At 50.7% G+C, this 11,866-nt stretch carries 11 protein-coding genes and 1 other RNA gene; 3 read left to right on the top strand and 9 right to left on the bottom strand.

What is annotated here, in order from left to right:
• Window positions 1-95 precede the first annotated feature (95 nt).
• The 3 genes from HEQ50_RS02020 to HEQ50_RS02030 all read right to left on the bottom strand — a co-directional run bounded on the left by HEQ50_RS02020 (window position 96) and on the right by HEQ50_RS02030 (window position 3,519).
• Window positions 96-1,244: a class I SAM-dependent methyltransferase gene (locus tag HEQ50_RS02020; protein WP_168898792.1), complete on the bottom strand. Its 1,149-nt coding sequence runs from the start codon at window positions 1,242-1,244 to the stop codon at window positions 96-98.
• 77 nt (window positions 1,245-1,321) lie between these two features.
• Window positions 1,322-2,788 (bottom strand): HAMP domain-containing sensor histidine kinase, encoded by a 1,467-nt coding sequence (locus HEQ50_RS02025; RefSeq protein WP_168898793.1) that lies wholly within the window; start codon window positions 2,786-2,788, stop codon window positions 1,322-1,324.
• Window positions 2,785-3,519, bottom strand: coding sequence for a response regulator transcription factor (locus HEQ50_RS02030; protein ID WP_168898794.1), 735 nt, complete (start codon window positions 3,517-3,519; stop codon window positions 2,785-2,787). The genes HEQ50_RS02025 and HEQ50_RS02030 overlap by 4 nt, the downstream gene beginning before the upstream one ends.
• A 269-nt stretch (window positions 3,520-3,788) precedes the next feature.
• Here HEQ50_RS02030 and ssrA point away from each other — a divergent pair.
• Window positions 3,789-4,159: a transfer-messenger RNA gene (gene ssrA, locus HEQ50_RS02035) on the top strand.
• Between the two features lie 257 nt (window positions 4,160-4,416).
• Complete coding sequence (locus HEQ50_RS02040) at window positions 4,417-5,052, top strand: NlpC/P60 family protein (protein ID WP_334427165.1); 636 nt, start codon at window positions 4,417-4,419, stop codon at window positions 5,050-5,052.
• A 105-nt stretch (window positions 5,053-5,157) separates the two neighbouring features.
• Here HEQ50_RS02040 and HEQ50_RS02045 read toward each other — a convergent pair whose 3' ends face one another.
• The 5 genes from HEQ50_RS02045 to HEQ50_RS02065 form a co-directional block, all read right to left on the bottom strand.
• The gene (locus HEQ50_RS02045) at window positions 5,158-6,525 is read right to left on the bottom strand and encodes a M20/M25/M40 family metallo-hydrolase (protein WP_168898795.1); all 1,368 of its coding nucleotides are present in this window, start codon (window positions 6,523-6,525) and stop codon (window positions 5,158-5,160) included.
• Window positions 6,526-6,642: 117 nt separating this feature from the next.
• On the bottom strand, window positions 6,643-7,581 hold the full coding sequence (locus HEQ50_RS02050) for an anti sigma factor C-terminal domain-containing protein (RefSeq protein ID WP_168898796.1): 939 nt from the start codon (window positions 7,579-7,581) through the stop codon (window positions 6,643-6,645).
• Window positions 7,568-8,059, bottom strand: coding sequence for an RNA polymerase sigma factor (locus tag HEQ50_RS02055; RefSeq protein WP_168898797.1), 492 nt, complete (start codon window positions 8,057-8,059; stop codon window positions 7,568-7,570). The genes HEQ50_RS02050 and HEQ50_RS02055 overlap by 14 nt, the downstream gene beginning before the upstream one ends.
• A gap of 261 nt (window positions 8,060-8,320) precedes the next feature.
• Window positions 8,321-9,706: a class II fumarate hydratase gene (locus tag HEQ50_RS02060; RefSeq protein ID WP_168898798.1), complete on the bottom strand. Its 1,386-nt coding sequence runs from the start codon at window positions 9,704-9,706 to the stop codon at window positions 8,321-8,323.
• Between the two features lie 148 nt (window positions 9,707-9,854).
• On the bottom strand, window positions 9,855-10,349 hold the full coding sequence (locus HEQ50_RS02065) for an alcohol dehydrogenase (RefSeq protein WP_168898799.1): 495 nt from the start codon (window positions 10,347-10,349) through the stop codon (window positions 9,855-9,857).
• Window positions 10,350-10,565: 216 nt separating this feature from the next.
• Between HEQ50_RS02065 and HEQ50_RS02070 the strand changes: the two genes are divergently transcribed.
• Window positions 10,566-10,937, top strand: coding sequence for a DUF1304 domain-containing protein (locus HEQ50_RS02070; RefSeq protein ID WP_168898800.1), 372 nt, complete (start codon window positions 10,566-10,568; stop codon window positions 10,935-10,937).
• A 535-nt stretch (window positions 10,938-11,472) separates the two neighbouring features.
• Here the strand turns inward: HEQ50_RS02070 and HEQ50_RS02075 are convergent.
• Window positions 11,473-11,652, bottom strand: a complete 180-nt coding sequence (locus tag HEQ50_RS02075; protein ID WP_168898801.1) for a hypothetical protein — start codon at window positions 11,650-11,652, stop codon at window positions 11,473-11,475.
• Window positions 11,653-11,866 lie beyond the last annotated feature (214 nt).

Here is an 11,866-nt window from a genome sequence, read left to right on the forward strand (position 1 = left end):
AATGTAAACTATAAATACTTAGCAAAAATCCCAATCGGCAAGTGGTCTATCTTACCGGTTGGGATTCTTGACAACGCTTTTCAAACTGTTTTCAATTAATCGACAGTCAACTGAACGCCCTTTAAGGCCTCGCTATGACGGTCGGCACGATTCGTCAAAAAGTCATTAGGTGACAGGTACGTGTTGGAAACTGTTACATGACCGGTATAATTTTGTACCGCGTCCTGAATTGTTTCGCGCAGCCGCTTCATGCTGTAGGTTGGTGTCGTGGTCGTCACAACCACCTGCGTTCCCGCCTTGGCCAGCTTCAACGCCTGCTCGAGCAGGTCTTGCAGGTCTTGTTCTAACGTGAACGCCCGCTTCTTCCCGCGAATAAAGGCCGGTGGATTGATGAAGATGGTGTCAAAGGTAAGCCCATGCTTAACGGCGTAGTCCAGATAATTTGCCACGTCCATCGTCCGCATCTCCACGGCCGCCTGATCAAAGTTGTTCGCCGCTAACTGGGCTTGAACGGCAGTCGTTGCTCGATTGGTCGGATCAACGGTCACCGCTTCGATTGCGCCGCCAAGCATCGCGGCCGTCACCAGACCCGTTTCGGCGCTAAATAAGTTCAAGATTCGCCGTTGTTGGCTGGTTGCCTTGGCCCAGGCCCGAATATCACGAAATTCCAACGCCAGCTGTTGCCGACTGACCGTCAAATCGACGGGGTACGTGACCCCATTTTCTAAAATGTCGGTTGGTTGGTCTGCCAATTGACCACTGACCAACTGCAGGTGCTCCTGTCCCGGAACCTCGGCCAGAATCGTCTGTCCCTTGCCAACAATGCGCTCAAATCCCGCATAGATCAGCTTGGCCTGTTGCTTAATCGCATTGTTCTGCCAACGAAAGACATACTGTCCGTTGAAGACGTCAACGACCAAGCCACCGAGGCCGTCTCCGGTCCCGTTAAATAACCGGTAAGCGGGACTGTCGGCAAACGCCGCGCGCTTGGCAACGGCCGCCCGAAACTTACTGGTAAAGAAGCGTTCATCGATACTTTCATTTTCCCGCAGGCTCATGACAAACCCAACCCCGCGGTGTTGTTTGGCAAAGTAAGCTGTGGCCACAAAATGGCCGTGATTTTCGAGTTGCACCCAAGCCCCGTTGTCGAAGTCCTGGGCATTTTCTAAGTCTGTTAAAGATACGATGGGATAGCCGTCCTCAAATTTACGAACGGACTTCCCAGTAATTTGTACGCGTTTCAATAGTTTCCTCCTTAATGGTTCCCCTCATTGTATCACGAGAACGCCATAAACACAGCAAGTGGTTTACTTTCCGCCAATTAATCCGTTTTGGCCCGTTCCGAATTGGTCTGGTGTTGGTCGGGGAAAATGACGGTGAAAGTCGTTCCCACGTTCTCCTTACTGGTCACACTAATCTTACCATGGTGCAATTGAACCAGCTGGTGAACAATGGATAACCCAAGTCCGGATTCCCCGTACTTGGTGTTCTTCCGCGATGGATCGGCCTTGTAGTACCGTTCCCAAATATTTTGTAACTGCTCCTCACTCATCCCCATCCCGGTATCGGCCACCTTGACGATGGTTTCTTCGTAGCCGCGTTGAGCAGACAACGTGATCGTCCCGTGCTGGGTAAACTGAATCGCATTTTGTGCAATGTTAAACATAATTTGAACAAATCGGTCGTAATCGGCGTACACCGGAATTTCTTTAGGCGACTGTAATTCGAGTGTATCCCCGCTATCGTCGGCCTTTTGTTTTAATTGTTCTACTATATTATGGAGCGCATCCACGGCATTGAATTCGTGAAGATTGAGCGAAATCTGGTTGGAACGAATCTTTTCGTAATCCAGATTTTCGTTGACCAGCCGAATCAGCCTGCTGGTTTCGCTCCGCATCAAATCAATGCTTTCTTCCTTACTCTCCTCCGGAATGGCGTCATAGGCGAGGCCTTCCAACAAGCCATTGATGGTCGTCAATGGTGTCCGCATCTCATGAGACGCGTTCGCCATGAATTCACGCCGACGCTGTTCTTGCCGTTGAATCTCTTCTTGTGAGTCCTTTAACGAATGGGCCATTCCGTTGAAATCGTTGATCAGGTCATCGATTTCATCACGATTCTTACTGGTCATCTCGACATCGTAATTTCCCTTGGCCACTTGATTAGTGGCCTTTCGCAGCCGGTTAATCCGCGACGTGTAGTAGCGTGCTAGGATGTAGCTGGCCACGATGGCCACCACAATGGACACTAGTAACGCCCGAATCAAATTACGATTGATTTGGTTCACACTGGTATTGATATCGGAGACAAACGCCCCCATCACCACCACGGCAACCAAGCGGTTATTGTAAAAGTACGGTTTCATCACTTCCGTCATGGCTGGGCTGACCCGACCATTCTTATTACGGACGCGACGATCAACCACTTTGTGAATGATTTGATTATTCTTGAGCTTCTTCCAGTCAGACGACTTGATCGACTGCTGATAAACGCTGGCCGGAAAGACCACCTTATTGCTGGCACTGTAGATCGTGGTGCTAATCGCCTGATTCTGCAAAAGTTGCTCACTGCTCTCCAGCGACGTCGTATCAAAATTAACCGTGTGCGAATCTTGTGAACTGATCCGTAAGGACTGTTCAATTAAACTGTTGGAATATTTTTCCAGCGAATTCCAGGTATTACTGTAGACCATGTGCCGGGTCATCTGGGAATAGGACACCCCCATGATAATCAGGATAATCATGATCGCCGCAAAAAATCCCAGCATTTGTTGATACATTAGCTTCATTGCTGATCTGCTCCACTATCGTCGAATTTATAACCCACACCCCAGACCGTTTGAATAATCTGTGGACCAACTTTTTCAATTTTTTGTCGTAGTTTTTTAATGTGGGCGTCTACGGTTCGTTCATCTCCGTAGTATTCATAGTCCCAGACCAATTGCAGGAGCTGTTCTCTGGAGAAGACCTGTCGCGGCTTCTGAGCCAAGGTCTTCAAGAGATCGAATTCCTTCGGCGTCAAGTCATGGATTTGTTTGCCGTTCAAATAGGCCTCTCGCGTCTTGGTATTCAGCTTGAAATTCTCCGTCACCACGTCGAAGGCTTCGGTATCATCCAACGGCGCCGTCTCGGTCCCCTTAGAAATGGGGCCCAGCTCGGCCCGGCGGTGAAGTGCCTTGATCCGAGCAATCAGCGTAATGGGGCTGAAGGGCTTGGTGACGTAATCATCCGCGCCCATTTCCAAGCCAAGCACTTGGTCGCTCTCCGAATCACGAGCCGTCAACATGATAATTGGCACGGTTGGTGACAGTTTGCGAATCTCGGCACTCACCTGCATCCCGTCTAATCCGGGCAGGTTGAGATCCAACGTCACCATGTCCCAATCGTTGGGTGCGGCCTTAAACATTTCAACGGCTTCATTACCATCGTACGCAAATTCCGCGTCCCACTGCTCCTTCTTAAAAAACATCGACATCATCTGTGAAACTGAATGGTTATCTTCAATCATTAATAACTTCATTGCTACCTCCCAAGGTTAGGCTAACTGTATGCGGAGCCGGCAAAAAGTTTGTGCGTCATAGTGACCTAAAACTACGCGGTCAATCAGAAGCTGTCATGATAGAACCATGAAGTTTCTGTAACTTTTTCCGGCGAGCCCGTGCCATCTGGTTGCTTACTTCCCCATTATACTATACTGGCTTGCCGTTTTTTTCCTTAAATTACGTGGGACTGGGCAAAATTGTTTGCACTCCCCCACCGGTATGTTAAACTAGATGAGTATCAATTTATGGGGGCGTTCTGGATTCGACTGGTATAGGTTGAAGCTTGACTGCGCGCCGTAGCGGCATCTACGTTAAAAGGTCCAGTTTATTATAACTGCAAAAAATAATAACAATTCTTACGCTTTAGCTGCTTAATAGGCGCTTAACGTAGATCCTCCTAGGTTTGTCTGTGGTCTAGATCTGGGTCCTAAATTTAACAGACTTACGCTAACGACTCCCACCTGAAGTACGGTAGAAGAGAAAAATCAGGTTAGCTGGACATGTTGGCCCTGACAGGCGGCAAGTTGTTCAGTGAAACTTTAAGTAGTCTGCCTATGCGTGTAGACGTTAAGTTGGCAATATGCTAGGACGCGGGTTCGATCCCCGCCGCCTCCATCGATGAACCCGTTAGTTGCGCGACTAACGGGTTTTTATTTTGGCCAAAATCTCGGTGGCGCCTTAATCGCAGGTATTTCACCCGCCAAGCAACTAAAACGGTCAGCTAGATAGCAACGTAACCGTTTAACTCGTCTGACATATCCCGTCATATAATCGGTATTCGTTTGTCACTTGACTGATACGCCCCCGCAATTTTTCTTCGCTATACTCAGTTTTGTAGTCAGCTAATTGGCTACCAAATACTTAGAAGATTGCGAGTGACATTTATTAAAACCACAACGACCAAAATTTTAGTGACGACCCTGGGTGCCGCAGCCCTTTTCCTTACCGGCACCACGACTGCTTCGGCACATATGACCACGACTAACAGTGCCAACACCGCCCAAACTACGCAGGTCAGCACGCAAGCACCAGCGGCAACGACCACAACCAGTTCGACTGGCACGGCCACTGCCCAAAATACCAGCTACCAACACACCAACACGGCCAATCAAGCGACCGCGACGAACACGGCAACTTCTGCCACGACCAGCACGCCAGCCGCCAGCTCTAACAGCGCCGTCGCCAAGGCCCTCGCCGTTGCCAATAGCGGTGTCCCTTACGTTTACGGAGGTAGCTCCCTCAGTGGCTTTGACTGCTCCGGCCTGGTGCAGTACGCCTTTGGTCTGAGTGCCCGGACGACCTATCAACAAACCAACCTGGGTACCCACCACTATGACGTGGCCAACGCCCCTGCCGGCGCCATCCTCTTCTGGGGATCCGACAGTGCCCCTTACCACGACGGTATCTCTCTGGGGAATGGCCAATACGTTGCCGCCCAAAATGAATCCGATGGTATCGGCGTCTTCAGCCAAACTTACTGGCCTGCAAGTTACTACATCGTCGTCAACTAATTTCAAATTTAAAAAACACGTGTTATCAGCTACGGCCATTTTCGGCCTACTGATAACGCGCGTTTTTTTAAGCAACTGATTCTCTCTGAAATCCTTTATTAAAAGTTACTTTTGACTAAAGTTTTGTAAGACTCGCGCCGTATACCGCGTTGCCTGCGCGTAATCCTTGACGCGAACATTTTCGTTTGGTGCATGCGCCCCAGAACCGGCCCAAGTCGACCCAATGGACACGATGGGGGCGCCCACTGCCTCGGCAAAGGGGGCTTGTGGCCCACTCCCACCGGCATTGGGAACCAGCTTTACCGCGTCGCCGTAAACCTCATGGGCCGTGGCGACCGCCGTCTGAACGAAGTCATCCGTCAGGTCGGAACGAAAGGCTGGTTCGCCTTGATTGTAGGACACGTGTAAATCGGAAAACCCGTTGCGATTCAATTGTTGCTGAACCAACTCGGCCACGTGACGTGGATCCTGGCCGGGAACCAACCGACAATCCAACTGGGCCCGGGCTTCCTTTGGCAGGACGGTCTTCAAACCATCGCCCTCGTAACCACCGGAAATACCGTTAATCGTAATCGACGGTCGGTTCACCAGTGCTTCCGCCGGCTTATCCGAGAGTAATGGCAACTTCAGGCCAAAGTTTTGGCGTGTTGCGGCTTCATTAAAGGGTAAGTCGTTGATCGCTGCTTGCTCGGTGGGCGTTAACGGCTTCACACCTTCGTTAAGCCCATCGACCAACACCTCGCCTTTGGCTCCCCGCAGCGTCGCGAGGCCTTGAACTAACCGCCATACGGCATTATCCACAAAGGTAGCCAGCGAGGAATGCAGGTCACTTTCGGCCGACTTGGTGGTAACGTTGAAGCTGACAATGCCCTTGACCCCACAGGTCACTTGGAAGTTCTCATCTGCATCCTTGCCACCGGTCTCCCAGATGATGGCATCGGCCGCTAAATCCGCCGCGTGCTTCTCGGTCATTGGCTGGATATGGGGACTGCCAATCTCTTCTTCACCCTCGAGTACGAACTTCAGATTACAAGGGAGCCCACCGGTCTGCTGTAAGGCCTTGACCGCAGACAACCGCACCATCAGTTCACCTTTATCGTCCGACGCGCCACGAGCCACGTATCGCCCGTCTTTTTCCGTGAGCTGGAAGGGGGCGCTATCCCATTCTTCCAAGGGTTCTGCCGGCTGAACGTCGTAGTGATTGTAGAATAATAATGTCTTGTCGGCGTTCCCATTAGGCCCCGCCGGTAATGTCGCAAAAACAAAGGGATTACTGCCCGGAATGTCCCGCCAGACCGTCACCACCGCACCCAAATCCTGAAAGGCTTGTTCGATCACGCTGACCGTTTCGGCAATCCCGAGGTGTTTGGCCGCAACCGTTTCAACGCTTAAATACTTAGCTAATCGGGGTCGATCGGCTTGTAAGGCCTGATCGATCGCCGTCTGTAGGGTATCGGTCTTTTTTTCTGGCATAGACATTCGCTCCTTAAATTTACGCGTCCACCACAACATCTACCGTAATGGCGCCACGCGATTGCCATTAACATTAATATTTAATTAGAAAAAAGTCAAGGCGATTTAATCATTTTATCATTTAATTTCGGTCCGTGGTTTAAAAATTCCCACCGAGCTGGCATAGATCCAATTGGCTTGCGTCAATGCCGTAAAATCTTCGCTATTGCCCGTCACAATCACACCGGCAAACTTGGCCTGACGCAACGTTGGATGCTGTTTGGCGTACTTTCTGGCAAACTTACTGAGATCAAACTTATCATATGACATCCCCGATGACGCTTGGCCTTCCTCGCGTAGGGCCGCCACAAATGGCTGATAATCCGCGGTGGTTAGTCGGCCTGAATGCTTTATGGATGGTACCTGCAGACCCAAGAAATTATTATCCATCATGGTTGAATCCGCCTGGCCATCAACCCCAATCCAATACCATTGGGCGTGTAGCTTGGCCGGTAATTTGGCGCGGACCTGCCGATAGGTCAGTGGCTGCTTGAAGGTAATCGCCATTTCGGCCACGGCTCGCTGTGAACGAGCGACCTGATTAATCGCCTGAGTCACCTTGATCTCCGGCTTCTTAACCCGGGTATTGTAGAACAGTGGAATCTTCTGTTGCGTGAGCCGATCGTATAGGCCCCCGTCGGCCGTGTCCCCCCAGTCGGTGGCATTTGCCAGCGTATCACCGCCGCCACCGAGCCACGTGTAGTTGCCACTTGCCGTTGACCATGGTACCCGGTACCCCTCAATCTCCTTGTAGCGGTGACTGATGACCTCACCACCCATTATCGACGTATTCCCCAAATATTGGTCACTCGTTTGAATATTTGGGGCCATAATTTCTTGGTTCAACGTCATGGCCTGCATGATTGCATTCGATTCCTTGGCCGCACGCATCTGGGTTAATTTATAGGCGATTGGTAGCGCGGCCCCCACCACAATCACGGCAATTCCCACTGTAATCAACCAACGGCGAATCTTCACCCACCGCGCCAGTCGTCGAAACTTCTTACTCTCGTTCATCTTGATCCCTCCGCATAATCTTCTCTAGCTTTCGTTGCACCCGCTGTAGCCGCATCTTAACCGCTGAACTGCTAATGCCCAATTGCACCGCCACCTCCCGAATCGGTCGATCCTCCGCGTACCGCAAGACGAGCAAGTGACATTCCCGTGGTGATAAACGTCGTAACGCCCGCACCAATACCGGATTCTCGGCCATCAACGGAGGATTTACAACCCCGGTTGGTCGAATATATCGCGTGACCAATTCCCGATATCGGCGTGTTCGCCGATAGTGATCGAGATAGGTTGACCACGCTACCCGGTAAAGGTAGGGTCTGAGTTCAGCCGGTGGTAATACGAGTTCCATCTCCAAAACCTTCACAAAAACATCCTGGCAAATGTCCTCGGCAACCTCGCGCTGTGCACCCCGCCCGACTAAATATCGTTGAAGTTCCTGCGTCAGTTCGGCTAGCCAGTCTTCATACGCCTTTAATTGCAATCTGTCCCTCCCCTTACACCCAATCAACGAATAACGGCCATCAAAAGTAACGGTTCTCAGCAAAAAAAGTTAAAAATATCGCAGATAGCTGCATTATACCGAACACCTAACGTGCCACCAAGCACACTGCTCAGCGCACACAAAAACCGTAGTCCTCAGGTTATCCCCTGAAGGACTACGGCTATTTGACTTTCATTTAAAGGTCGACAATCTCTACTGTAACCAGGCTAACGACTCTTATCATATTGCTTTAAAGATCGACTAGTTCCGCGGCTTAACGCCGGTCATCGCCAGGGGGTCTACCCACTGGTCAAACTGATCGGCCGTCACCTTACCGGACTTGATGGCTGCCGCACGTAAGGTCAATCCCTCGCGTTCTGCCAACTGCGCAATCTCGGCGCTCGCGTGATAGCCGATGTAGGGCGACAATGCGGTCACCGTCATGAGTGACTGGTCGACCAACGCCGTCATCCGCTGCGTGTTCACCGTTAACCCATGAATCAGCTTATCGGCAAACCCCGTGACTGTTCCCGTCAACAGCGCGACCGATTCCAAGAACGTTTCGATAATAACCGGCTTGTAAACGTTCATTTCAAAATTCCCCTGGGAGGCCGCCACCGTGATCGTCACGTCGTTGCCCATGACCCGCGTTGCCGCCATCGTCAGTGCCTCCGCCTGAGTCGGGTTGACCTTCCCGGGCATAATCGACGACCCCGGTTCATTGGCCGGAATATTTAGTTCATCATATCCTGCGCGCGGACCACTGGCAAGAAACCGCACATCATTAGCAATCTTCAATAGGTCACTAGCCAGTGTCTTCAGTCCCCCGTGAACCACGTTGAGCCCGGAATGTGCCGCCAAGCCGAAAAATTTATTGGTTTTGGCGGTAAATGGCTGATCATAAGCCTGACTGAGCTGTTCGGCCACCAACGCGGCAAACCCAGGAGCGGCATTGAGTCCCGTTCCCACAGCCGTACCCCCGATGGGCAACTCTAGCAAGGAATCATCCAGAGATTTCAAATAATCCCAGTCGTGGTCGAGCATGCTGACCCACCCGCTGACCTCCTGGCCGAACGTCAACGGCGTGGCATCCTGCAAGTGCGTCCGGCCAATCTTGACCACATCCTGATAGGCCGCCTGTTTAACCGCCAATTCATCCATGAGGTGTTGCACGGCCTCCTCAAGCTGACGAACCGCGACTCTGGCCGTGATCGCCATGGCCGTGGGAAAAACGTCATTAGAACTCTGGCCGCGATTGACATCATCGTTGGGCAGCACCCCACTGGTCGGATCATACTTGACCGTCTGGTGAGCAATGACCTCGTTGACGTTCATATTGGTCTGGGTACCGGAGCCCGTCTGATACACATGCAAAGGAAAATCTGGTCGTAATTGGTCATCCGGCAAGGCCAACAAATCCGTGGCCGCGCGAATAATCAGTTGGGCCTTCTCCTCACGCAGTTCGCCGAGATCCCGGTTGGCTGCCGCGGCGGCCCGCTTAATCTGCAATAAGGCCCGAATCAGCGGCAACGGCATGAGCGGCCCCGTTGTAAAATTGTGCCGACTTCGTTCCGTTTGTGCGCCCCATAAGGCCGTCGCTGGCACCCGCACCGTTCCCAAGGTATCTGCTTCCTCACGATATTCCATGTCAATCTTCCTCTCGTCTTCTCAACTAGCACCAGCATACCCAATTTAGCGGTATGACGTCAATCATTCTCTCCTCAGGGCACCAAAAAAGCCGGCTCCTTAATTGGACCGGCTGCTTGGCTTCTATACTGACTGGTACATCCACCGATTAGCCCTCAGCGGATTCTTCAACTTTAAAGTTTTCTTGTTGGTTTAACTGTTGTTCCGCCCGCCGTCGTGCAGCGACCGCATCGTTAAAATCGCTAAAAGTTTGGTTCAAAACGTAGCGACCATGGTAGAATAAACGTGCCGCCCATTTACCAGAGCGCTTATCGAAGCTCACCCCGATAACGCCGGAAATGTTGCGGGAGCTAATCTTAGTTAATGCCGCAACGTTGGAGCCGTTCACTAACGGCAAATTCGTCGCGTTGCCGATTTGTTTCCGTGTCCGGGGATCCTTCGTCAACCGCGCCTTACTAATATCGCGCCGGTAACACCCACAGCTGACCGTAATCCCATGCCGCAGCCGATAGCTATCGACCGTCACCAGGTTACCACAGCTACACTTGCACAGCCACGTGGCGTTGCCATTCTTAGCCGTCCCGTCCCGCCGGATAACCGTCAGTCTGCCGAATTGTTGGCCACTTAAGTCTAGGAGTCTCATAAATAATTCCTCCATTCAATTTTGCCACAAAGGCTGATATATCAAGATTCATGCCGCTCCAAAACAGATGGGCTCCCCTGGCACATATTACTTAATTATTATTCTACACGCCAAACTAAAAATTAGCTTAAAGTCTCAACAAATTTATATTCAATCGGTGACCCCTGAACACTATTAAGTTTAACACCTTCGGGCCCGAGAAAGAAGGAATTACTAATGCAAATCATTCTAAATATACTAATCTACCTGGTGGCCCTCGAACACCTGGCCATCATGGCTCTCGAGATCTGGGGGCGGTCCGAGACACAGGCCAAAGCCTTCGGGATGTCGCTAAGCTTCGTTCGGCGGCCAGAAGCCAAGACCGCGCTCGCCAACCAAGGCATTTACAACGGCATGCTAGGGGTCAGTCTAATTGCGCTACAATGGGTGTTAACCGGCCGGGCCAGCCTGATTGCCTCGGCAATCCTTCTACTGTTCATCGTGATCGTTGCCATTTTTGGCAGTCTCACCGCTAAAAAGGAGATTTTTTGGCTACAAGGAATGCCGGCTCTCGTGACGTTACTCGTTTTACTCGTTTCCTTAGTTTAACCGAATCTTTAAAAATGTGGTTTACAGAAGTGGGTTCGCAGGTTATAATGAGTTTACATATTCAGGTGAGAGCCTGCCACGGGTCTTCAATCGTTGGAGGAGTTAATTAGACATTTAGCCATTATTAACACCGTTGAAGCCGTACACATACTTCTATTCTGCTGGTTGCGTCCATTCGTAACTAGCTTTTTTTATACTTAAATTTAGCGACTAACCCTTAACGTACAAAGGAGCCTGACCGAAATAGCCAGACTCCCTTGTCTCAAATCTTAAAAGACGGAACCACGCGCAACCCTCATCGCCGCTTGGTTCAAATTTAACTTGCTCAGATATGACTGGTAATCAGCCACAACCGAATCAGATGAAAGATCACATCCGCCATTACGCCAACAAATAACCACCCGAACGCATAATAAACGTAATACATTACTGGATGCTTCATTATGTTGCCCCCAATCTATTGCGCATAGCTTATCATAGGTCGGTGCCTAAACTGTAATCTTCACCCCAATTTGGCTTCAATAGTCCCGGTAGACTAACCAACCGGGGCCGTTTCGCGTCGATTAGCCGCCGCCACAATAGCCTCTTGCTGCGCAATTGTCGCTGTAAACTGACGCATCACATCGCGCTCAATCACTTGGGCCCCATGCTTCTGCGCACGCCACGTCATCATCTGAAACTTCTTTCGTTCATCCAACAGTTCTTCTGTTAACATATGGCATCCCCCAAATCTTGTGCCAGTGTTCTACTACCTGTTGCTCTCATTATAGCATTTCTGTGCAAGCGGTCTACCCCTAATCTCTATTTATTACAAAACTTTTACATACCGGTCAGCGAGTAAGGGCCTTGCTAATTAGGGGTTTCACTAAACTAACCGCGATGAATTTCACGCAATTGCCGCGCAAGTATTCGTAATTGGTATAGTTAAT

The organism is Lactobacillus sp. HBUAS51381 (genome assembly GCF_012641095.1).
In the GTDB taxonomy this organism is placed as follows: domain Bacteria; phylum Bacillota; class Bacilli; order Lactobacillales; family Lactobacillaceae; genus Levilactobacillus.